Origin of the sequence: Sunxiuqinia indica, from assembly GCF_009847015.1 — a bacterium.
GTDB lineage: Bacteria > Bacteroidota > Bacteroidia > Bacteroidales > Prolixibacteraceae > Sunxiuqinia > Sunxiuqinia indica.
Window position 1 is genome coordinate 79621 of sequence record NZ_WVEM01000013.1, and the last position, 23943, is coordinate 103563.

The 23943-nt window shown below is 42.0% G+C and carries 15 protein-coding genes; 9 read left to right on the top strand and 6 right to left on the bottom strand.

Features of this window, described 5'->3' with window-relative positions; all coding sequences use genetic code 11:
- Window positions 1-9 precede the first annotated feature (9 nt).
- Both ruvA and sov read left to right on the top strand, forming a co-directional pair.
- Entirely contained in the window at window positions 10-594 is a 585-nt protein-coding gene (gene ruvA / locus GR929_RS17365; protein WP_159522164.1) for a Holliday junction branch migration protein RuvA, read from the top strand.
- A 30-nt stretch (window positions 595-624) separates the two neighbouring features.
- Window positions 625-8148, top strand: a complete 7524-nt coding sequence (gene sov, locus GR929_RS17370; protein WP_235934445.1) for a T9SS outer membrane translocon Sov/SprA — start codon at window positions 625-627, stop codon at window positions 8146-8148.
- Between the two features lie 163 nt (window positions 8149-8311).
- Here the strand turns inward: sov and GR929_RS17375 are convergent, their stop codons facing one another.
- Window positions 8312-8749, bottom strand: coding sequence for a hypothetical protein (locus GR929_RS17375; RefSeq protein WP_159522166.1), 438 nt, complete (start codon window positions 8747-8749; stop codon window positions 8312-8314).
- 235 nt (window positions 8750-8984) lie between these two features.
- Between GR929_RS17375 and GR929_RS17380 the strand changes: the two genes are divergently transcribed.
- Complete coding sequence (locus GR929_RS17380) at window positions 8985-10244, top strand: peptidase U32 family protein (RefSeq protein WP_159522168.1); 1260 nt, start codon at window positions 8985-8987, stop codon at window positions 10242-10244.
- Window positions 10245-10357: 113 nt separating this feature from the next.
- Window positions 10358-13111, top strand: coding sequence for a DUF3352 domain-containing protein (locus GR929_RS17385; protein WP_159522170.1), 2754 nt, complete (start codon window positions 10358-10360; stop codon window positions 13109-13111).
- A 1-nt stretch (window position 13112) separates the two neighbouring features.
- Here the strand turns inward: GR929_RS17385 and GR929_RS17390 are convergent, their stop codons facing one another.
- Both GR929_RS17390 and GR929_RS17395 read right to left on the bottom strand, forming a co-directional pair.
- Complete coding sequence (locus GR929_RS17390; protein WP_159522172.1) at window positions 13113-14093, bottom strand: lipoate--protein ligase family protein; 981 nt, start codon at window positions 14091-14093, stop codon at window positions 13113-13115.
- A gap of 15 nt (window positions 14094-14108) precedes the next feature.
- A complete protein-coding gene (locus GR929_RS17395) occupies window positions 14109-16514 on the bottom strand; it encodes a TonB-dependent receptor (protein ID WP_201301048.1) in 2406 nt (801 codons plus the stop codon).
- Window positions 16515-16635: 121 nt separating this feature from the next.
- Between GR929_RS17395 and dtd the strand changes: the two genes are divergently transcribed.
- The 3 genes from dtd to deoC are packed head-to-tail and all read left to right on the top strand — an operon-like array spanning window position 16636 to window position 18328.
- Window positions 16636-17091: a D-aminoacyl-tRNA deacylase gene (gene dtd, locus GR929_RS17400; RefSeq protein ID WP_159522174.1), complete on the top strand. Its 456-nt coding sequence runs from the start codon at window positions 16636-16638 to the stop codon at window positions 17089-17091.
- A gap of 52 nt (window positions 17092-17143) precedes the next feature.
- On the top strand, window positions 17144-17491 hold the full coding sequence (locus GR929_RS17405; protein WP_235934447.1) for a nucleotide pyrophosphohydrolase: 348 nt from the start codon (window positions 17144-17146) through the stop codon (window positions 17489-17491).
- 6 nt (window positions 17492-17497) lie between these two features.
- Window positions 17498-18328 carry a deoxyribose-phosphate aldolase gene (deoC, locus tag GR929_RS17410; RefSeq protein ID WP_159522176.1) on the top strand — a complete coding sequence of 277 codons (831 nt, stop codon included), beginning with the start codon at window positions 17498-17500 and terminating at the stop codon, window positions 18326-18328.
- Window positions 18329-18342: 14 nt separating this feature from the next.
- Here deoC and murQ read toward each other — a convergent pair whose 3' ends face one another.
- Both murQ and GR929_RS17420 read right to left on the bottom strand, forming a co-directional pair.
- A complete protein-coding gene (murQ, locus tag GR929_RS17415) occupies window positions 18343-19158 on the bottom strand; it encodes an N-acetylmuramic acid 6-phosphate etherase (protein WP_159522178.1) in 816 nt (271 codons plus the stop codon).
- Between the two features lie 11 nt (window positions 19159-19169).
- A complete protein-coding gene (locus tag GR929_RS17420) occupies window positions 19170-20012 on the bottom strand; it encodes an ATPase (protein WP_159522180.1) in 843 nt (280 codons plus the stop codon).
- Between the two features lie 237 nt (window positions 20013-20249).
- On the opposite strand from GR929_RS17420, the gene GR929_RS17425 reads away from it, so the two are divergent.
- Both GR929_RS17425 and GR929_RS17430 read left to right on the top strand, forming a co-directional pair.
- Entirely contained in the window at window positions 20250-21695 is a 1446-nt protein-coding gene (locus GR929_RS17425; protein ID WP_159522182.1) for a sodium:solute symporter, read from the top strand.
- A 165-nt stretch (window positions 21696-21860) separates the two neighbouring features.
- Entirely contained in the window at window positions 21861-22898 is a 1038-nt protein-coding gene (locus tag GR929_RS17430) for a dipeptide epimerase (RefSeq protein ID WP_159522184.1), read from the top strand.
- A 31-nt stretch (window positions 22899-22929) separates the two neighbouring features.
- On the opposite strand, the gene GR929_RS17435 is transcribed toward GR929_RS17430, so the two are convergent.
- The gene (locus tag GR929_RS17435) at window positions 22930-23904 is read right to left on the bottom strand and encodes a polyprenyl synthetase family protein (protein ID WP_159522186.1); all 975 of its coding nucleotides are present in this window, start codon (window positions 23902-23904) and stop codon (window positions 22930-22932) included.
- Window positions 23905-23943 lie beyond the last annotated feature (39 nt).

Below are 23943 nucleotides of genomic sequence, written 5' to 3' on the forward strand. Positions count from 1 at the left end.
CAGGCTATCATGTACGAATATATTCATGGCAAAATAACCGGTCTCACCCCGACCTATGCAGTTATAGAAGCCGCATCAATAGGATATTTCATCAACATTTCGCTCAACACCTATTCTCTGATTAATGGAAAAGAGCATGCAAAACTGTTCCTTCATCAGGTAGTCAGAGATGACGCACACTTGCTTTATGGCTTTGCTGAAGCAGCCGAAAGAGAACTCTTCCGCTTGCTGATCTCAGTCAACGGAATTGGTTCCAATACCGCACTGATGATGCTTTCGTCACTTTCGCCCGATGAAATTCGAAAAGCGATTCTGGAAGAGAATGTTACGCTTTTAAAAAGCATCAAAGGAATTGGAGCAAAGACAGCTCAGCGGGTCATTATCGATCTGAAAGATAAAATTGGAAAGACAGCTGCCAGCGATCAAATTTTAATGTCGTCAGCAGACAATACTATCCGAGATGAAGCGTTATCAGCATTAGTAATGCTGGGATTTGCCAAGAAGAGCATTGAAAAAGAATTGGATAAACTGATAAAGGCAAATCCTGACCTAACGGTAGAAGAAACCATAAAAAAGGCCTTGAAAGGGCTATAACGCAGAAAAAGACTGGCATTGAAAAAAAGCTTGAAAAATATCCTTATCACAGTTGTTTTTCCGGGATTACTAAGCATGGGGTGGATGACCATTCCAGGTCAGAAAGTAGCAAATCCCGAAATAAATTACATCTCAACAAATGACTCACTGGAAATTGATACGGTAGGTGTTCTCCCCTATCCCTTTAACGATGAGCAAGAGTTTAGCTACCCCGATTCCAAGGACAGCTCTGAGTTATTTCTGGGCCGCCCATCCAATATCAATACCGAAATTGAGTATGACCCGGTAACCGGCGAATATATTTTTTATGAAAAAATTGGCAATCTAAATTACAGGCTGCCAAAAACAATGTCGCTCGAAGAGTACGTCGATTATGACTTTAAAAATTCGGTCCGCAACTATTGGCGGGTGCGTGGCAATCAATTGGATTTTGAAAACCAGGGATCATTCATCCCGAGTTTGACCGTTGGAGGAGAAGCTTTTAATCGAATTTTCGGAGGCAACACCATTGATATTCGTCCGCAAGGATATGTTGAAGTAAGCTTCGGCGCACAAGTCAATAAAACAGAAAACCCGGCTATTCCTGAGCGTCTTCGGAAAACCACCAATTTCGATTTTGACCAAAAGATCCAGATGAATGTGATGGGTAATATTGGCGAAAAAATGAAGATGCGGGTGAACTATAACACCGAAGCCACTTTCGATTACGAAAATAAAATGAACATCGACTACACAGGCGATGAAGATGAAATTCTGAAAAAGATTGAGGCCGGTAACGTTTCACTTCCGTTGAATGGTTCTTTGATTACCGGCGGAACAAACTTATTTGGTGTAAAAGCCGAAATGCAATTCGGAAAACTAAACTTAACCACGGTTTTCTCACAAAACAAAGGAGAAACCCAAGTGATTGAAACCGAGGGAGGAGCCCAGAAATCAACTTTCGAAATTGAAGCACTGGACTACGATGCCAACCGTCACTTCTTTTTGGCGCAGTATTTTCGAGACCATTACAACGATGCGCTAGCGAATCTTCCTGTAATTAACTCCTCCGTAACCATTAATAAAATTGAAGTTTGGGTAACCAACAAATCCAACTCAACCGATGAATCAAGGAATATTATTGCTTTTATGGATCTTGGTGAGCATCAACCAAACATATACAACACCATTCCTGCCTTTCAGGAAAATTCGTCCTGGAGCTACCCGGAAAGCGTTTACCCGTTTAATGAGGCTAACGCCCTCTACAACGAGTTAACCACTTCGTATAATGCCATTCGCGAGGTCAATCAAATTAATGAGACACTTCAACCGCTTTCGTCACAAAACTTCAAAGGAGGTCAGGATTTTGAGAAAGTTGAGCAGGCCCGCAAATTAAATTCTTCAGAATACACGGTGCACGAAAACCTGGGATACATCTCCCTCAACTCATCGTTAAACACCGACGAAGTGTTGATGGTTGCCTACAATTACACGGCAAATGGAAACACCTATCAGGTTGGTGAGTTTTCCACCGACGGAGTGCAAGCCCCGGCAACGCTGATCATGAAGTTGTTGAAAGGAACCAACCTCTCAACCCGCTACCCAACCTGGGACTTGATGATGAAAAACGTTTACAGTTTGAATGCCTACCAGCTTTCGAACGAAAATTTTATTCTGGATGTCATGTATCAAAACGACTCAGGAACGGATATCAACTATTTACCTGAATCGAACATTGAAGGACATATTCTGCTCAATGTACTGAACGTCGACAACCTGAACTCACAATTAGACCCGGGAAGCGACGGAGTTTACGACTACATATCAGGCGTAACTGTTCTCCCGTCAAGCGGGCGAATTATTTTCCCGGTATTGGAACCTTTTGGAAGCAACCTGACAGACTCCATTAGCGATCCGGCTTTAGCTGAAAAATATGCCTACCAATCATTATACGATTCCACAAAAACGGATGCCGAGCGGGACACCAAGCATAACAAATTTATTCTGAAAGGGAGTTACGAAGGGTCTTCAAGTTCTGAAATTTCACTGGGAACATTAAATGTAGCTCAGGGATCAGTTCGAGTAACAGCCGGAGGCCGGGAATTGCAAGAGTATATCGATTACACGGTAGACTACACACTAGGACGGGTAAAGATTATTAATGATGCGTTGCTGGAATCCGGCACGCCAATCCAGATCAGTACCGAAAGTGAAGACCTGTTTAGTGTACAACGCAAAACCCTGATGGGGGCGCATGCAAACTACGCATTCTCCGATAATTTCAACCTTGGAGCAACTGTTCTGCACATGAGCGAACGCCCTTTAACTCAAAAGGTAAGCTACGGCGAAGATCCGATCTCAAATACCATCTGGGGGCTTGATGCCAATTATAGCACCGAGTCAAACTTGCTAACAACATTGGTTGACAAGCTGCCTTTTATTGAAACCAAAGAGCGCTCCTCCGTTTCAATGGAAGCTGAATTTGCGCAACTTGTACCCGGACATTCCAGTGTAATTGACAAGGAAGGTACGGTATACATCGATGATTTTGAAGCTACTAAAACTTCAATAAGCCTGAAAGCCCGACAAGCCTGGGTTTTGGCAAGTACACCGCAAAACCAAGAGAACTTATTCCCCGAAGGAAATCTAAATGGAGACCTAGCGTATGGCTACAACCGGGCAAAATTAGCTTGGTATATCATCGACCCCTTATTTTTGAGGAATACCTCGCAAACTCCCGCTCATATTAAGAATAGTGCTCAGCAGCACAACCATTTCATGCGTGAAGTTTTTCAGCAAGAGATCTTCCCTGACAAGGAAACTGCCACAGGGCAACCAACAAATATTTCCGTTCTCGATTTGGCTTATTACCCATCAGAAAGAGGACCATATAACTTCGATACGAATCCTTCGACTTATTCAGCAGGACTTAATTCTGATGGTAAACTAAACGATCCGGAATCGCGCTGGGCAGGTATTATGCGTAAAATAGAAACTTCGAATTTCGAAGCAGCCAATATCGAATATATTGAATTCTGGATGATGGATCCATTTGTTTACGACAAGGAAAATGGGAATCCTGTTGACGGAGGAAGTCTCTACTTCAATCTGGGAGATATTTCGGAAGATGTTCTGAAAGATTCCCGGAAATCTTTTGAAAACGGACTTCCGGAAACAGAGCTTGTTCAAAATGTTGATACTACAATCTGGGGGCGGGTTTCAACCAAACAATCGGTAGTTGATGCCTTTGCCAACGATGCCACTTCTCGTCAATTCCAGGATATTGGGTTCGACGGACTGGCGGACACCGACGAACAGTCATTTTATAGTAGCTACACACAGGCGCTGCAAAATATCCTGAATCAAAATGTACTGGAGGAATTTTTGAATGACCCATCGGGTGATAACTACCATTATTACCGGGGAGGGGACCTGGATCAAGCCGAAGCAACTATTTTAGAACGGTATAAAAACTATAACGGACCCGAGGGAAACTCAGCTCCGGCCGAAGCATCCGGCAATTCGTATTCAACAACAGCTACCACTATTCCAAACATGGAAGATATCAACGGCGATAATACCCTGAACGAGTACGAACGGTACTATCAATACCAGGTTAAACTTAGTCCTGATGAGATGAAGCTGGGGCAAAACTACATTACCGATATCCGTGTTGGACCGAGTGACAATGGGCAGGGAGGTATTCAGGAAGTTAACTGGTACCAGTTTAAAATTCCGATTTCCGACTACAAAGAAAAATTTGACATTGAAGATTTCACTTCCATTCGTTTTATGCGGATGTTCCTGAAGGGCTTTGAAGATACGACGATTTTACGGTTTGCGACACTTGATCTTGTTCGCTCTGACTGGCGCAAATTTACCGACAACATTGATGAAACAGATGTTGCTCCAAGCAATCAAACTGAGTTTGAAATTTCGGCTGTTAACATTGAAGAAAACAGCCGGAGAGAACCAGTCAACTATGTTCTTCCTCCCGGAATCGACCGGGTAATTGACCCTGCCAATCCACAGTTGCTGCAACTAAACGAACAATCTCTGGTTCTAAGAACCATCGATTTGCAGCAGAGTGATGCCCGGGCAGCTTATAAAACGCTGGGGATGGATCTTCGTCGCTACAAAAGGTTGAAATTGGAGGTTCATGCCGAGGAGATTGAGGGCTACCCATTAAGCGATGATCAACTGCACTTCTTCGTGCGTTTGGGAACCGATGAAAATAACTATTACGAGTATGAGGTCCCACTCAGCTTAACCGACTATGGAAATTACAATGGAGATATTGAAAGCCAACGATATTTGGTTTGGCCCGATGATAACCGAATTGATATTCCACTAGACTTATTTACGGATGCGAAACTGGCACGCAACGCTCTGATTCGCCAAGCCGGATCAAGCGTTTCAACCAACGACATTTACGAATTACCACACGACGGATGGAATAGCAATAAGAATCTGGTCAAGGTAAAAGGAACTCCAAACCTTGCTGAGGTTGATCTTGTATTGATGGGGATTCGTCATAAAAAGCAAGGAAACTTCAACCCCGGACCATTGTCGGTTGAAGTTTGGGCCAATGAACTTCGATTGACCGATTTTGATGAAAGTGGGGGCTGGGCCGCCAACGCAAGAGTGTCGGCACGTTTAGCCGATTTTGGCTCAGTCGTTGTTGCCGGGCGTACACGCTCTTCAGGCTTCGGAAGTGTTGACCAAACTATGAACGAGCGGGCGTTGGATGATTTAGTTGAATACGATATTTCGTCAAACTTTGAGCTGGGCAAGTTCTTCCCCGAGAAAGCCAATGTACGCATCCCGTTGTATGTTGGTGTGTCCAAAAGCATCAGCAATCCGAAATACAATCCGCTCGATGCGGATATTGAAATGGACGAAGCGCTGGATAATTTGGAAACAAAGTCGGAGCGAGACTCTCTGAAAAACCTGGCTCAGGATTATATGAGCCGCAAAAGCATCAACCTGACCAATGTGAAAGTTGACAAGATGAGTAAGTCAGGAAAGCCAAAACCATGGGATCCGACAAACTTCTCATTAACCTATTCATACAACGAACTGAAAAGAAGAAATGTAAATACGGAATACAGCCTCGAGAAAAACTACCGTGGTTTGTTTAGTTATAATTACAACAACCGTCCAAAATTAATAGAGCCTTTAAAAAAGGTCAACTTTGTTAACGGAAAAGCTTTGCGACTTGTAAAGGATTTCAACTTCTACCTTTTGCCAACTCAAATCTCTTACCGAACTGATTTGTATAGGCATTACAAAGAGGTTCAAACGCGTAACCTGACCAACCCAAACATGATCATACCGCGAACCTTTGATAAAGACTTCATCTGGAACAAATATTTTGATCTCAACTATAACCTGACCCGATCGCTGAAACTCGATTTCTCATCAAAAGGAACGTCACGAATTGATGAACCGGCAGGTCGAATTAACCGATCAGATGACGACTATGAAATGAAGCGTGATTCGATCCTGACCAATCTATTTAATTTAGGTCGGCCAATTCTTTATCATCACACCTTTAATGCTTCGTACATTGCTCCGATCAACAAAATACCACTACTAAACTGGGTAAGCATGACCGGACGCTACCAGGCACAATACGACTGGTATGCCGGGGCAATTACCGACGAATCAATCGTACTTGGAAACACCATTGAAAATGCTCGCGTAGCTCAGGTAAACAGCCAATTGAATTTGCTCAATTTATACAATAAAGTTCCTTTCCTAAAAGAAGTGAACCGCAAATATGGTGCAAGCACCCGCTCAGCACGAAGTTCGAGTAGCCGGGCACGAGCAGTTTCCCGTTCGAACACAAAAGCCAGCGAACCAAAATATAAAACGGTTACCTACGAAAGCTCACCGACCAACCTGAAAGCAAATACGAACAAATCAATCAACCACAAGTTGAAAACGGAAAGTGTAGATGTCAACATTGTGAATTCGGGAGGAGAAAAAATCGAAGGTGAAGTTGAAGTCGTAAATGAAAACCGGATTATGGTATCGGTACCAAACAATGTTCGTCAGGCAATAATTACGGTTACCGGTAAGCGCGAAGTTGGAGATAATATTTTTCTGAAAATTGCCCAATACACGGCCCGAACGCTCATGAGTGTAAAAAATGTATCACTCTCCTATTCCAGCTCCGATGGAACCATTATGCCAGGATTCATGCCTGAGCCTACCATCTTTGGTTCCGGCTCATACAATCCCGACCCGGCTATGTTTGGAAACATCGCCAGCAGCAATGCTCCGGGATTTCCATTCCTTTTTGGGTGGCAGGATGAAACTTTTGCCCGCAAGGCTATTAGCAAAGGGTGGTACACGAAAGATACTGCGCTAAATGCAGCTTACCAGATGAACCACAATGAAACGTTCAGCGTCCGTGCGAGTGTTGAACCAATTCCATTCTTGCGAATTGATTTAAACGCTAACCGCTCCTTTTCGGAGAACATGAAAGAATATTACATTTACGATAGTGAATCAGGTAATTTTGATACTTCAGGAAAAACCCTGCAAGGAAACTTTACCATGTCGATAAATACCTGGAGCACGGCATTCTCAAAAATGGGGGAAGCCGAAGTGCCGGAATCATCAGCTTTCCAAAACATGTTGGATAACCGACGCACAATTGCATGGAGATTGGCAGGTCAACGTATAGCTAATCCGGATATTGGTTATAATCCGACGAATGGTGCTCACAGTGAAGTTGAAGGTTACCCCACAGGATACGGTCCAAATTCGCAACAAGTATTGGTTCCTGCTTTTATTGCCGCCTACACCGGCCAATCGGCTGATAAAGTATCATTAGAGCCGTTCCCGTCAATCAAATACATGCGCCCTAACTGGCGAGTTACCTACGACGGTATTGTTTCGAAAATTGAGGGCTTGAACAAATATTTGAAAACGCTGAACATCAGCCATTCCTACCGTTCGAGCTATAACGTTGGATCTTATATCACCAATTTAAGATATAACGAAAGGGAATTTGGTGACGGATTCAGCTATGTTATGAATGAGCTGAGCGGAAACTTTGTGAGCAGGTACGATATTAACGCGGTGAGCATTAATGAGCAATTCAACCCGCTGATCAATATGGACGTCACCTGGCTGAATGATTTAACGACAACTGCTGAAATTAGCCGAAGCCGGAACCTGACATTAAACTTTGCCAATAACCAACTAACCGAAGTGTTGACCAACGAGTATACTTTCGGATTGGGTTATCGCTTCGAACGCATGGATCTGATCATTAAAACCAAAGGCTCGCAAAAAGCATATTCAAATGATTTAAATATCCGCGCTGATGTTTCATTCCGTAAAAACAAAACCTTCATCCGAAAATTAGTTGAAGGTAATGACCAGTTGACTGCAGGACAAAATGCCATTACCATTAAAACAACAGCTGATTATATGCTAAGCGATCGTTTTCAATTGAGGGCATATTACGACAAGGTGATTAACAAGCCATTCACCTCTTTGTCTTATCCAACGTCCAATTCCAACTTTGGGTTGAGCTTCCGCTTTACACTGGCACAGTAGTTTGGAACTTGGCCGCAACGAAAAAACTAAAAGCCCCTTTCCCCTCCTTAAACAAAGAGGGGAAAGGGGCTTGCTCACGAATAACGGTGTGTGTTTGATCGTTAGCCAACGTAACCGCCATTGGCCACTGCACTAAACCAAGGTCTGGGCAAGAAGTTTCCGTTCAATCCACGCGAATGTATTTTTCAATGTTACAGTTATTTTTATCGTAATTTTCAATGCCGCCAAATGGATAAATTTGATACAGCGTATCTCCTTTTATTTCAAGAAATTGTTGGACTTCTCTTCCCCGAAAGGATGCGACACTGTGATATTGAACTTCTTCACTATAAACATTTTTTTTCAAATCATAGGTTCCGCCTCCAAAAGAGTGCTGCAGTTGATTCCCCTGGAAACTACTGCCAACAAACATAAAATATTCATCCGACCAGGTTTTAAGCTGTCCGCCATTTGCTTCATCCAAAATGGCCACATTGCTTTTTCCATTTCTAACTAAATCCTGGCTAATGAGTTTCCAGGTTCCGTTTAATTTTGATTTACTGCCTGAAAAACCAAAAAGAGTAAAAACGACTGCTAATAAAATGAGTGATTTAAGTTTCATAATAATATTGATTTAGGTTACTATTAGGATGGTTCTAAAATTACAATTTATTTTCTTATGTACATGACAAAATATTAACTATTTTTATTTCACAGTTTATTGATCGTAACAGGCTCCAGGTTCATCCTTTACCTGAAAATCGGAAACGAGTCTTGAAAATTCGGTCGCATGTTTGAACCCTCCTTCTTCAGAAGCTAATTTTTAGTACTTTTGCCCCATTAATTTGAATGCCGAAATGGAAAGAAGAGATATCGAAATTATGGCACCTGTTGGTTCATACGAATCGCTGGCAGCTGCTATTCAAGGAGGAGCAGGATCGGTTTATTTTGGAGTTGAGCAGCTCAACATGCGTGCCCGCTCGTCAAACAACTTTACGCTCGACGATTTAAAAAAGATTGCAGAAAAAGCATCAGCCCACGGAGTGAAAACTTACCTCACCGTCAACACCATCATTTTTGATAATGAGCTGGACAAATTGCACGAGGTGATTGATGCCGCAAAAGCAGCCGGTATTTCGGCTATTATTGCCAGTGATATTTCGGCTATCGCCTACGCCCGTAGCATCGGTGTAGAAGTTCATATTTCGACTCAGGTAAATATTACCAATATTGAAGCGGTAAAGTTCTATGCCCAATTTGCCGACGTAATGGTTCTGGCCCGTGAAATGAACATGGGTCGCGTTTGGGAAATCAGCAAGCAAATTCAAGAGCAAAACATAACCGGCCCCAACGGTAAACTAATTCAACTCGAGATGTTTGTGCACGGTGCCTTATGCATGGCCGTATCGGGCAAGTGCTACCTGAGTTTGCACGAAATGAACTCGTCAGCCAATCGGGGAAGCTGCATGCAAACCTGTCGTCGTTCCTATACGGTTATCGATAACGAAACGAAAGCGGAGCTGGATATCGACAACGAATACATCATGTCGCCCAAAGATTTAAAAACCATTCACTTTTTAAATAAAGTGCTTGATTCGGGCATAACAGTCCTTAAAATTGAAGGAAGAGCACGTTCTCCCGAGTATGTAAAAACGGTAGTTGAATGCTATCGCGAAGCTGCCGATGCTCATTTTAATGGTGATTTCACCGATGAAAAAATAGCAGCTTGGGACGAACGATTGAAAACCGTTTTCAACCGTGGATTCTGGGATGGCTACTACCTTGGACAGCGTTTGGGCGAATGGAGCAAAAACTACGGTTCGGTTGCTACCAAAAGGAAGCTATACATTGGAAAAGGAATGAACTATTTCGGAAAAATCGGAGTAGCCGAATTTAAAATGGAAACCGGCAAACTTCAGGTGGGCGATAAAATATTGATTACCGGACCAACAACCGGAGTGGTGGAAGCCGAAGTAGACGAAATACGTGTCGATCTGAAACCGGTGGATGAGACCCAAAAAGGGGAGCGGTTCTCCATCAAGCTCGATCAAACCATTCGCCGATCTGATAAATTGTACAAAATTGTCAATTCCGATGAGGTGCATCAGCGAAAATAAACGACATCGAGCAGGAAATTAAGAATGCATCGTTAATAAGTCATTCTAAATTCAAGTTCGATTTATTTAGCAGTAGCTTGACTTTCTTCTTATTTTTGATAAAAATTCAACTTATGCGCAAGCTAATACTTCCTCTTGTACTCGTTTCGATTGTGATTGCCGGAGCTGCCTTCTTTTTCTTTGCCGGACAAACCCAAGGCTACTCCGAAAATTCGGCTTTTCGGGCAATTCCTGTAAAAACTCCCCTCTTCATTGAAGTGCCGGAATTGGAATCACTTCTCGACGAGCTCGACAGTCAGAATCCACTTGTTAACGAACTGAAACAAATCAAGGGTCTGAATTCTTTTTTTACGGACATTCGGGACTTGAAGGAACAGCTAAAAGCACATGAGTTGCTGCGCGAAGTCATTGCGGACAAAACCGTTTTAGTCGCCTTCAACCCCGAAGGTAAAAATAACATCGGTTGTCTTTTTGCGACCAGTTTAGACAATCGCAAAGAAAGGTCTGCGTTGACTGATTATTTCAATTCACTCGCAACCAATAATCAAATTGAACTGGGCTCCAGAAAATACGATAACACAGATATTTATCAGTTAAAATCAGGCAACTCGCAGTTCAGCATTGCATTTAAAGAAGGTATTTTGCTGTTCAGCCGTTATCCGCTTTTTGTTGATGAGGCCATCCGTCAAATCTCAGCTGAAAACTTAACGGGCGACCAACAACTTACCGAACTGCACAAAACTGCCAGCGGAGGTTCGGAGTTCAACATTTACGTCCAGCATAATCATTTTCCAAGCTTTATTTCAAAAGCTATTCCACGCGATTTCCGCAAACAGATCAAGTTGCTGGGCAGTTTGTCTGACTGGACGGAACTGGATGTGAACATCAAAAACTCGGAATTATTGTTGAACGGATTTAGCTTTTCCAACGATTCAAACAACAACTACTTCAATGTTTTCCGCAGACAAAAAGCGGAGCGGGTCACTATTCCCGAAGTGCTTTCGGCCAACACCAGTTTGTTTCTCAATTTATCCATCGAAAATCTGGAACGATTCAATACTGACTATGAGGAGTACCTGAAAAAGCAGGGATTGTATTACTCTCGCGAAACTGAATTATCAAAAATTCAGCGGTACAGCAAAGTACCTTTTACAAAACTATTTCAGGAGATTGCAAAAAATGAATTTGCCGTAGCCTTTGGCACTATTACCCAAAACAATCCAACACAAAATCGCTTTTTCATTACCCAAATCAAAGGGCAGTCGGTTGCCCGCGAAAAATTATTGCCAGTACTTCAGAACTATGCTAAAGCGCAAAAAACAACGCTTGAAGCAATGCGATCCGACTATCAAATTCAAAATGACCGTTCGTTCTCCATCTATCAATTTCCGTTTAAAAAATTGCCTGAATTACTATTTGGCCAAGCTTTTTCAGGTGTCGAAAGTAACTTCATGTGCTTTTACGACAACTACCTGATTTTTGCGGACAACTCCACGGCACTGAAAAATTACATCCATGACCTGGTGCTTTCTGAAACCTTGGAAAATGATACTCAATTTCAAGATTTTAATAGTCAGTTAACGAGTAGGTCAAGTATTTATTTCTACCTTAATTTTTCAAAATCATTCTATTTAAGCAACTATTATTTAGACGAAGACATCTCAAAATCGATCAGGGAAAATGAACTTTCCGTTCGGAAATTTCAGGCTCTGGGATGGCAAATCTCACCGAGCAACGAACAATTTCTAAATAGTGTTTACCTGAAATTTGATCCGGTTTTGAAAGAAGAGCCGCAAACGGTTTGGCAAAGTAAGTTGGACTCAACGGTTGCGATCAAGCCACAGCTGGTAATCAACCACAACGACAAAGCCAACAAAGAGGTCATCATTCAGGATAACAAGAACAACCTGTACCTGATTAACAAAGAAGGGGTGAGCCTTTGGAAAGTGAAACTCCCCGGTCAAATCATGGGCAAAATTTACCAGATTGACTATTACAGAAACGGGAAACTGCAATACCTGTTTAACACGAAGAACCAGCTTCACTTAATTGACCGAGAAGGAAATAATGTTGCTCGCTACCCAATCAATTTGCGAGCCCCGGCAAGCAATGGACTGGCTGTTTTCGACTACGATAATAACCGCAAATATCGTTTTTTCATTGCCTGCGAAAATAAAGAAGTTTATGCCTACGACAACGAAGGCAACCTGGTTCGTGGCTGGGATTTTAAAGGTACTGACGGGAAAGTGACTTCACCCGTAAAACATTTCCGTGTAGCCGGAAAAGATTACATCGTTTGTGCCGATCAGTATAAAACCTACATTCTTGACCGGAGAGGAAATACACGTGTGAATACGAAGGCCGGTTTTGAGCATTCTGACAATGAATTTTATCTGGTAACCGGCAAACAGCAGGCGATCGCTTCAACCGATGTGAATGGTGTTGTTCATTTACAATACTTTAACGGCCAAGAAGAAAGTGTGAAAACAACCAGCTTGAGTAAAAACCATTTTTTCGAAGCCGAAGATATAAATGCGGATGGAAAATCTGATTTTATACTCGCTGACGAAAAACAGCTGATTGCATATACTGATCGGGGAAAGCAGATTTTTGATCGACAGTTTGACAGTCCGATTACCAGCAAGCCCAACAGCTACATGTTTTCAAACAAAGACCGGAAAATTGGTGTTGTTTGTGGAGCTGAAAACCGGGTCTATTTAATCAATTCCGATGGTTCTGTTTATGACGGGTTTCCGCTGCATGGAAACACCGACTTTACCATTGGCTTTTTTAATCACTCAAATCCCTTTTTCAACTTGGTGGTTGGTAACCAAGACAATAGCTTTTACAACTATCAGGTGGAATAATCTAAACCAAAACAGTCAATAGTCTTTCCACCGAAATTGGCCTGATCGCAATCTCAATTTTCTTGAGTCGTTGCGTCAACTCCTGATAATCATGTCGAGCGTCCAGCAGCGCATTTGTTAGTAAAATAGCTTGTTCATTGGATATTTTACCGAGAAGATCAATTGTGTGTATAACACCTTTGGCTACCTCCAATGTGAACTGGATAGAATTGCCTTCCAGATCATCAACCTGGTTGCTGTACTTATATTTTGGAGAATAGCCGTAAATCCAGTCCCAGGTTGCATATTTCTCATCCCTCAACTTTTGAATTCTTTCAATATCGTTCTCCGAAAATTGAAAAACCTTCGGCTCCGGATAACTGGTCCGAATCCCCTCAAAAATAAAGTCAGAGAAATCGTTCACACTCATCTCCCGATCCAGGTAATTCACAATGTTGGTTACCTCGCTTCGGTTCGACTGCACAGCCTTATCCTCGAAACGCGACAGATCAACTTTCAACGCGTTTTTTAACTTTTCTAACTCGCTATTGTAGAGTAATGTTCCGTGGTGCAGCACCCGTTTTTTAAAAACATGCTCAGCATTGCCCGATATCTTTTTCCCATCCAGCATCAAGTCGTTGCGGCCAGTGGTATAAGCATCCAAACCCAACTTCTTCAACACTTCAACAATAGGCTGCGTAAACACCTTGAAGTTAACCTGATCAATCCGTTCAACGGTTTTAATAAAGGTGAAATTCAAATTTCCGGGATCGTGAAAAACTGTGCCCCCACCCGATAGCCGGCGGGCGATTTTTATTCCATTTTCGGCCACATAACGATGATTAATTTCGGCGAGCGCATTTTGGTGTTTCCCAACCACAATGGAACTTTCACCTTGCCAAAGCATGAAAACATCTTCGTCGAAATTCTTCAGCAAATATTCTTCGGCTGCCAGGTGAAAATATGGATCCAGCCCTTCTTGTTGAATGCAAAGTACAGTCATAGACCACAAAAGTAATTAAAACTCCAGAATGATCCCGATGGTAGGAAGCGTTGTTCCCGAAGTATTTTCAACCCGATCGAGCACATACCTGGATCCTCCATCGGTAGTCACATAATTGCCATTTTCATTTTGTTTCCGAACAAGAATGTCCTGATCTTCATTTTGGAAATTGTAGAAATTCTGAATGTCGATGTAAAATTTGGCTGTGATCTTATCCAAATAGTAAGCTTTATCAATCCGCAAATCCAGTTGATGAAAAGCATCAAATCGTTTGGTATTCCACTGGTCGGTATTCAAATATGGGCCGTTATTTACATTCCAGGCCTCAACCAAAGCCGACTTTTCCAAATCGTAAGGCGTGTACGGTAAACCACCAACAAACCGCCAACGAGCTCCCACACGCCAATTGCGCTTTAACTTTTTGGTCGAGGTAAGCACCAGCAAGTGTCGGCTATCCCAGCTCGAAACGATGTAGTTGTTATCTTTGTCCTGAAATTCGCTCCGCACCCAGGTATACGACAAATTCAGGTTGAATTTATTGGACGACGCAATTCGTGTTTGTAACTCAATACCGTAGGCACGTCCCTCCGAAATTGATCGGACTTCTTCGTTTCCAATCACTCCAAAATCAGCACCCAGATTAGCCAAGCTTACCGAATCATTAACCGAAAACGGGTAGTCGCTGTATTTTTTATAAAACGCCTCGCCCGAAAAAACAACATTTTGCTGTGGCTGAAACTCAATACCAGCGATCAAATGGTCAGCCTGAATATATTTTAAGTCGTTCTCCTTATTCACCAATACGCCATTTTCTTTATAACCAAGTGCAGTATATGGTGGCAGCTGGAAATAGCGACCGGTATTAAAATTCAAGCTCCATTTTGGCGATAGCTGATACGAAGCTGAGAGCCGTGGCGAAAGCTGGTCAAAGGGCGACAGCATACTCGAAGAATAGTTGTTGGCATCAAGCCGGATACCCAACGACAATGTTAACCGTTCATCCAAAATTTTATTACTCGCCTGCCCAAAAAAACCCCACTTTATGAGGTTCAAATCGGTATCAAAGTTAACATCCAAAATACCATCCGAATAATAACGCCTTTGCTGGGTTGAATTCGTGTAAGTCACAAAATCAGCATTCGCGCCATAGTTAATCTTGACATTACCAACCCGTGTTGAATTCTCATAGCGCAACTTATTTTCAATCTCTTCCGAAATGTAGTCAAGCGTTTTATTTTCCTCAGAGCTGTAATCATTATCCAAATATTTCACAGCCGAATTATTCAGGTGGCTACGGCTAAAAACAATGGTTTGAAAACCATTTTCGCGATAATGCTTGTAAACTGCGCCTACCGTATAACTCCATTGCTCATTTTCGGGTATTGTTGACAAAATATACCGCTGTTGGGCATCCGGATTTTCAAGATCCAGGTTCAAGTCAAACTTATCAATTGCTCCTAGTCCAATAAACGAGATTTCGTTCTTCCGATCGAGCTTGGTTTTTACTTTAAATTGAAAATCGTTAAAGGTTGGCAAAAATGGCAGTTCAAATAAGCTAAACAGCAACTGCAAATACGAACGCCGGGCTGAAAAAATATAAGTCGTATTTTCGCCAATCGGGCCATCAAAAGTGCCGCTAACTTCTGAGGCTCCAACTGAAAATTGCGCCCGTAACTTGTCGGTATTCCCATCAACCTGATAAAATTCGAAAACTCCGCTTAATGCGTTCCCCCGATCGGCAGGAAAAGCTCCCGAATAATAGTTGACCTCACGCAACAAATCAGCATTTATAATTCCTACCGGTCCCCCTGAAGCCCCCTGAGTAGCAAAGTGATTAATATTGGGCACTTCAACACCATCCAAAAAAAAGCGGCTTTCTGCAGGTCCACCACCGCGGATAATAATATCGTTGCGAAACGAAGGTGTTGACTGCACACCCGGAAACGACTGGATTACCTTGCTGATATCGCGGTTGGCTCCGGGGCTGTTTTCTATCTCAGATATCCCAATATTTTTCAACGATAGTGGACTCTCCTCTGTCTTTCGAAAAAGTGAAGCGGAAACAGTCACCTCATTCAACTCAGTATTGCTTTTTTCGAGTGCGATATCTAAATCAACCGGTTTTGAGTTGCTCACCTCTACTTCGGGTGAAATCGTATTTTCATACCCAACAAACGATACTTCCAACCGCACGAATCCCGGCTTCAACCCGGTAATATGATAGCTTCCATCCTCTTTGGAAACTGTGCCAATGGTTGTTCCCGAAACCACCACATTTACAAAGGGTAATCCTTCGTTACTGTCGGCATCATAAATACGCCCATGAACTACAGCCCGCTGCGCAAATACTCCATTCCCAATGAATAACAATATTAATATGAGGATGTAGAAAAATTTGTTTCTGATCGGTTTTTGAATCATTACCTTTGATGTTTCAGTTCTTATTCAGCAAAATCTGTTGAAATGATCGCTGAATTAGTTAAACAAAAATAACGAAAGCTTGTTCGATTGAACAATGTTTTTAATAAAATAGCGCACGAATATGCGAATTGTAATACAGCGGGTTTCCAAGGCCTCAGTTACTATTAACCAAGAAATAAAATCAAAAATTGGACACGGATTACTTCTATTAATCGGAATTGAAGATGCCGACACCTGCGAAGATATTAGTTACCTGGTGAAAAAAGTCAGCCAGTTGCGCATTTTTGATGACGAAGATGGTGTGATGAACAAGTCGCTGCTGGATGTAAACGGAGAAGTGCTGGTTGTGAGTCAGTTTACACTGCACGCCAGCACCAAAAAAGGCAATCGACCATCCTACATTCGTGCCTCAAAACCGCCCATTGCCATTCCATTGTACGAGCAATTCGTAGATGCACTATCGGCAACTCTTCAGCAAGAAGTGAAAACCGGTGAGTTTGGAGCCGATATGAAAGTAGACTTGCTCAACGATGGTCCGGTAACCCTCATCATCGACTCAAAAAACAAGCAGTTTTAACAATAAAAAGCAGCGGGCGTTTGTTTCTAATATATGATCAATGATAACTAACATGAGCACAAAACCCGAAGCCATAAGTTTACCTGTAGCTCAGGAAATGGTTGACCAATGGATTAAAACCATAGGCGTCCGATACTTCAGCGAATTAACCAATATGGCTATTTTAACGGAAGAAGTTGGAGAATTAGCCCGTATTATGGCACGAAAATACGGCGACCAATCGTTTAAAAAGAGTGATGAAAAATATGAAATGGCTGATGAAATGGCCGATGTGCTGTGGGTTTTAATTTGCCTGGCCAATCAAACCGGGGTTGACCTAAACAAAGCATTCATAAACAACGTAGAAAAGAAAACCAAGCGGGATGAAAACCGCCATCAAAATAATCCGAAACTAAAATAGTCTCCAATGGAAACAATCCACCGAAGCTTAGCAGAGATCAAAGTCGCAGCACAAAACAATTCCAATTCAGACTGGCAAGAGCTGGCATTTTCTTGCATTGACTTAACGACATTAAACTCGACAGACACTGTTAGCCATGTAAAGGCTTTTACTGAGCGGGTGAATGATTTTGAGAATGACTATCCGAGCCTTTCCAATGTGGCTGCTATTTGTGTTTACCCAAACATGGTGCGCACCGTTAAGGAAAACCTCAACGATAACAATGTAAATATAGCCGCTGTGGCCGGTGGGTTTCCCGGGTCAATGAGTTTTATTGAAGTGAAAGTGAAAGAAGCCCGAATGGCTGTTGAATACGGTGCTGATGAGATTGACATTGTGCTGCCACTCTGGGCGTTTATGGATGGCAATGATCTGATTTGTCGGGAAGAAGTAACAACCATCAAACAAGCCATTGGAGACGCACACTTGAAAGTGATATTGGAAACCGGTGCCATTGCCGAACCGGGGCAAATTCGTCATGCTTCGTTTTTAGCCATGGAAGCAGGTGCTGATTTTATAAAAACTTCAACCGGAAAAACTAGCCCAGCAGCAACACCTGAAGCCGCCATGGAAATGTGCCTGGCCATTAAAGATTTTTATAAGAAAACAGGTAAGAAAATTGGATTTAAACCGGCAGGGGGCATTTCAACTTCAGAAGATGCCATCCTATACTTGACTATTGTTAAAGAAATCTTGGGTGAAAAATGGATGACTCCTTCCCTATTTCGAATTGGAGCCAGCCGTTTGGCGAATAATTTATTGAGCGATCTTTTGGATGAAGAGGTGAAGTATTTCTAGCCCGATGTACCGGGCTATTTCCTTTTTTCCACTTCAAACACCTTACTAACAGAGCCATGCAATAGCAATAATCGGCGGGCAATAGCTTCCTCAAAACCAAGCTCATCCACAATCATCTGAGTACCGCGGGCAATCAATTTTTGGTTGGTCAACTGCATATTGACCATCTTGTTGCCTTTTACTTTCCCCAGTTTAATCATCAGCGAAGTGGTAATCATATTCAAGATCAGTTTTTGAGCTGTGCCCGATTTCATGCGCGTACTGCCCGAAACAAACTCAGGTCCGACGATAGCCTCAATAGCAACATCCACATGTTTGGCCAATTCGCTCTCTGGATTGTTGACGATACAACCAGTCAGGATACCATTCTCACGAGCCTTCTTCACAGCTCCAATTACATACGGCGTACGTCCCGAAGCAGCAATGCCAACCACCGTATCTAACTTGTTAATATTGTAGGTTTGCAAATCCTGCCACCCCAACGCTGCATTATCCTCAGCTTTTTCTACAGCTTTCCGGATGGCCTGATCACCACCCGCAATCATGCCAATTACCATATCATCGCCTACCCCATAAGTTGGAGGAATCTCCGAAGCATCCAGAATTCCAAGTCGACCACTGGTACCTGCTCCGATGTAAAATAACCGACCACCTTTTTGCATGCGCTCGACAACCTGCTCAACCAACCGCTGAATTTGCGGAATGGTTTTCTCCACTGCCGGAAGTATTTTTTGGTCTTCGGCATGAATACTTTCGAGTAACTGGCGAACCGACATTTGTTCCAGGTCGTCGTATAATGATTCTGATTCGGTAATACTGTCTGAACTCATTACTCCTATATTTAGCTCGTATGAAATTTCTTCAACATTTCGATAGGATCTTTTAGAATTACAGGCTTGTCAAAACCGTATTGTTCGGCCAGTTCGCTAATAAACATTCGAAAGCCCCAAGCTACTGAACCAACAAACCCAATCGGAAACTCAGAATATTCTGGTAATTGAATCACATTGCGTTCGAAAAATTCTTCCATGCTTGTCATCACCGACTGGTGGCAATACTCCTTGTCGATATATTTCGATAAAAATGGAGCAAATTCAGCCAAATATTTATTCGGCCGTTCCTGTTTATAAACGCGCCTCAAAACTTCAGATTCTGTAAAGTCGAATTCTTGTTCAAACAAGTTTTGAACATCTAGTGGCATGGTATTCTTAAAATAATCGCTTAACAACTTTTTACCCAAAAATGCTCCACTGCATTCGTCACCTAAAATAAAACCAAGAGATGGAACCCGGGCAATGATCTCATTACCATCGTACAAACACGAGCCTGATCCGGTTCCCAGAATACAGGTGATTCCTGCATCGTTTCCAAACAAAGCACGGGCAGCTCCAACAAAGTCGCTACTCATTTCAACCGAACTCTCCGGAAATAATTTCTGAAGCGCATCTTCAATCACCTTCCCTCGCTCGTGGTTAATGATACCTGCTCCGTAAAAATATATCGCATTGACCTTGCCAGAAACATTTGGCAATAAATCCGTTTTAAGCTCTGAATAAATGTCTTCAGCTGATCGGAAAAATGGATTAATCCCAGTAGTCTGAATGGAAGAAGACTCCCCGTTTTTACCACTTATAAGGAGCCAGGAGGTCTTTGTTGATCCGCTATCTGCTATTAATAGAGTCATATAACAAATGTAAGTAATTTTACTGCACATGCTATCAATCAAATAAAACATGTATGATCGATTTTGATTCTTTTCAAATAGCTGCAAATACGAATTAAACACCAAAATTTTTTCCGTCAAAAATGTATCTTAGCGGCGAACATTCAATTTGCAGCTGAAAAAAGATAAATCGAATTGGATTTCGTACGTTGGATCTAAAATAAAAGAAACACACGGAAAACAAACAGAGACCAAACCATGAGTACCACCTTGATTTCTATTATCATCCTGTTGTTTTTTGCCCTGCTGATGGCTATTTCATATTTCTCATCGCGCCATGCAACAAACGACACGTTCTTTACCGGAAATCGGCGCTCACCCTGGTATCTTGTTGCTTTTGGAATGATTGGCTCCACCATTTCAGGTGTTACTTTTATATCTGTGCCAGGAGAAGTTGGGAACAGCGCGTGGACTTATCTGCAGTTTTTAATTGGAAACTTCTTCGGATATTGGCTCATCGCGTTGGTTTTGATTCCGCTTTACTACAAACTAAACCTGGTTTCAATCTACACCTATCTTGATCAGCGTTTTGGTGTCCGCTCATACAAAACCGGAGCTTTCTTTTTCCTATTGTCGCAAACAATCGGAGCATCGTTTAGGCTTTATCTTGCAGCGGGGGTTTTGCAAATTGGCTTTCTCGAAGCGCTTGGAATTCCATTCTGGCTCACCGTATTAATGACTTTATTTTTGATTTGGATTTACACCTACAAAGCCGGAATAAAAACAGTTGTCTGGACCGATACACTCCAAACTCTTTTTATTTTAGGCGCCGTTGGAATTACAATTTTCATGATTTCAAAGCAACTTGATCTCAGTTCGAAGGAGCTGGTAGATACTGTCGTGCATCACCCATATAGCCGAATATTTGATTTGGACTGGCAATCGAAAACAAATTTCTTTAAGCAGTTTTTTGCCGGACTAGGCATTGTATTGGTGATGAACGGACTGGATCAAAACATGATGCAAAAAAACCTCACTTGTAAGACACAAAAAGATGCACAGAAAAACGTTTTTTGGTTTAGTTTTGCCTTCATCATTGCCAACATATTTTTCCTCAGTCTGGGCGTAATGCTTTACGCCTTTGCTCAACAAAAAGGCATTGCTATTCCTGATCGTAGCGACGATTTATTTCCCTTTTTGGCTTTACAGCATTTTGGAACTTTTGCTGGTGCCTTATTCCTTCTTGGCATTTTGGCGGCAGCATACTCAAGCGCCGATTCAGCGCTGACTGCCTTAACCACATCTTTTTGCATCGACTTTTTAAATATTGATGCCAAAGAACCAAAAAGTAAAAAAACAAGATTCTTTGTTCATATTGGCTTTTCGTTGTTAATGTTTGTCGTTATTGTTCTTTTCAGAATCATCAATAACGACAGTGTGGTAACGGCTGTTTTCCGTGTTGCAGGATATACTTATGGTCCATTGCTGGGGCTTTTTGCCTTCGGTATTTTAACGAAACGGAAAGTATACGACCGGCTAGTTCCTGCTATCGGAATAGCCTCTCCACTAATAACTTATTTCATCAACATCAATTCAGAGGCTTGGTTTAATGGTTATCAATTTGGATTTGAACTACTCTGGCTCAATGGAGCACTCACATTTCTGGGGATGCTAATTTTTTCAAATTTAAAGAATGACGAATGAATTTTCAGAGAAGAGAATATGGAACTTTGAGACAGAGTCTCGTGGAAATATTTGATTAAAACAATCTCCGGAGGCAGAACTGAAGACCTCCTCAACAAAAAGAATTATATTCGTGCAGTTTCTCTTTATCCTGACGAAGATCGATGCAAAATACAATGTGTAGCAATGAGCAAACAAGACAAATGTCTACAACTTCGGTTTAAGCCATATCATCTCCAGTTAAAACATACGTTTACACTTGCTAAAAGTACGCGCGTGTCCACACCAACCATGTTAACGGAAATAGGCTACAATGGAATGGTGGGATATGGAGAAGCTTCCATGCCTCCTTACTTAGGTGAAAACCATGATACAGCAACCAGGTTTCTGCAATCTCTAAAATTGGATCAGTTTAAAGATCCTTTTCAGCTAGACGATATTTTAAGCTATGTAGACCAAATAGCTGAAGGTAATTATGCCGCCAAGGCCTCCATCGATATTGCTTTGCACGACCTGATTGGAAAAATGAGGGATCAACCATGTTACAAAATCTGGGGATTCAATCCCAAAGATGCTCCCGATACGTCATTCACAATAGGTATTGATACACCGAAAGTCATTAAGCAAAAGCTAAAGGAGGCTGCTGGATTTAAGATTCTGAAAATAAAACTGGGCCTCGATAATGACAAGGAAATCATTGAAGCGATCCGCTCCATGAGCAGTGTTCCAATTTGCGTTGATGCCAATCAGGGTTGGAAAGATAAGCATCAAGCGCTGGACATGACCCACTGGTTAAAAGAAAAAGGGGTTATTTTTATTGAACAGCCAATGCCAAAAAAAGCGTTGGAAGAAACAGCCTGGCTCAGCCAAAACAGCCCATTGCCAATTATTGCCGACGAAGCCGTACAACGATTAGATGACCTAAAGAAGATAAAGGGTATTTATTCCGGAATCAACATCAAATTGATGAAATCTACGGGCATGCGCGAAGCACACAAAATGATAACGCTCGCCCGGGAATTGAACATGAAAGTAATGATTGGCTGCATGACCGAAACATCATGTGGCATTTCAGCAGCAGCTCAATTATCGCCAAAAGCTGATTGGGCTGATCTGGATGGGAACTTGTTGATCAACAACGATCCGTTTACCGGCGTAAAAGTTAACGATGGCAAAGTAATCCTGCTAAATAAACCCGGGATTGGAGTAAAAAAGCGGACTTAATAAAAACCTAAACACACCAATACAGCACAAGTTATTTTTTGCGGGTCGTCACGTAATTGATCAGCTCAATCATCGCATTTCGAGAATCGGTTTCCGGGAAGTTGTTGATTTCGGATATCGCCCGGTCGCGGTAAAAATTCATTTGCTCGGTGGCATATTCCAGTCCTCCGCGCTCAACAACAAGATTAACCAGTTCCTGCACTTTTGAGGTATTCTTGTTTTTACGCTTTACTTCCCGTAAAATACGACGCTTTTCTTTTTCTTCGGAATTGCTCAACACATATAGTAAAGGCAGCGTAATCTTCTTTTCCTTGATGTCATTCCCGGTTGGTTTTCCCAGCAATCCTTTCGCCTGATAATCAAAAATATCATCCTTAATCTGAAAAGCAATTCCCGCGTCAATCCCAATCCGAAACAATTTTTCAACCAACAATTCGTCATCCGATACCGATGCTGCTCCCATTGCCATGCTTGTTGCAATTAGCGAAGCTGTTTTTTTCTCAATAATTTCGAAATAAGTATCGTAATCAATGTCTAGTTTGCGACTTTTGCGCAATTGCAGTATTTCCCCCTCACTCATGTCTTTCACAGACCGGCTGATCAGCTTCAGGAAATTGTAGTTCTCATTATCAATATTCAACAACATTCCCTTCGCCAAAATATAATCGCCCACCAAAACTGCCAGCTTATTTTTCCAAAGAGCATTAATAGAAAAACTACCGCGACGTTCATACGATTCGTCGACGACATCATCGTGGACCAAAGTAGCCGTGTGCAGCAACTCGATAGAAGAGGCAGCCATGTAGGTTGAATCGTTAAATTCACCAGTCATTTTAGCCGAAAGAAAAACAAACATCGGTCGCATTTGCTTCCCTTTCTTCCGCAGAATATAATTGATAATCAATGACAACAAGGGGATATCACTTTGAATAGTCTTTTTGAAGTAGTCTTCAAATTGATCCAATTCATCTTTTATGGGTTTCTGAATGATATCCAAAGAGGTCATTTGTTCCGTGTTTTGAACCGTTCAAAAATAGCAAATTAA

Excerpts from the sequence above, each read along its gene's own strand:
- ruvA (WP_159522164.1), top strand. The coding sequence starts at position 10 with ATGTACGAATATATTCATGGCAAAATAACCGGTCTCACCCCGACCTAT.
- GR929_RS17375 (WP_159522166.1), bottom strand. The coding sequence starts at position 8,749 with ATGAAACTTAAATCACTCATTTTATTAGCAGTCGTTTTTACTCTTTTT.
- GR929_RS17380 (WP_159522168.1), top strand. The coding sequence starts at position 8,985 with ATGGAAAGAAGAGATATCGAAATTATGGCACCTGTTGGTTCATACGAA.
- GR929_RS17385 (WP_159522170.1), top strand. The coding sequence starts at position 10,358 with ATGCGCAAGCTAATACTTCCTCTTGTACTCGTTTCGATTGTGATTGCC.
- GR929_RS17390 (WP_159522172.1), bottom strand. The coding sequence starts at position 14,093 with ATGACTGTACTTTGCATTCAACAAGAAGGGCTGGATCCATATTTTCAC.
- GR929_RS17395 (WP_201301048.1), bottom strand. The coding sequence starts at position 16,514 with ATGATTCAAAAACCGATCAGAAACAAATTTTTCTACATCCTCATATTA.
- dtd (WP_159522174.1), top strand. The coding sequence starts at position 16,636 with ATGCGAATTGTAATACAGCGGGTTTCCAAGGCCTCAGTTACTATTAAC.
- GR929_RS17405 (WP_235934447.1), top strand. The coding sequence starts at position 17,144 with ATGAGCACAAAACCCGAAGCCATAAGTTTACCTGTAGCTCAGGAAATG.
- deoC (WP_159522176.1), top strand. The coding sequence starts at position 17,498 with ATGGAAACAATCCACCGAAGCTTAGCAGAGATCAAAGTCGCAGCACAA.
- murQ (WP_159522178.1), bottom strand. The coding sequence starts at position 19,158 with ATGAGTTCAGACAGTATTACCGAATCAGAATCATTATACGACGACCTG.
- GR929_RS17420 (WP_159522180.1), bottom strand. The coding sequence starts at position 20,012 with ATGACTCTATTAATAGCAGATAGCGGATCAACAAAGACCTCCTGGCTC.
- GR929_RS17425 (WP_159522182.1), top strand. The coding sequence starts at position 20,250 with ATGAGTACCACCTTGATTTCTATTATCATCCTGTTGTTTTTTGCCCTG.
- GR929_RS17430 (WP_159522184.1), top strand. The coding sequence starts at position 21,861 with ATGAGCAAACAAGACAAATGTCTACAACTTCGGTTTAAGCCATATCAT.
- GR929_RS17435 (WP_159522186.1), bottom strand. The coding sequence starts at position 23,904 with ATGACCTCTTTGGATATCATTCAGAAACCCATAAAAGATGAATTGGAT.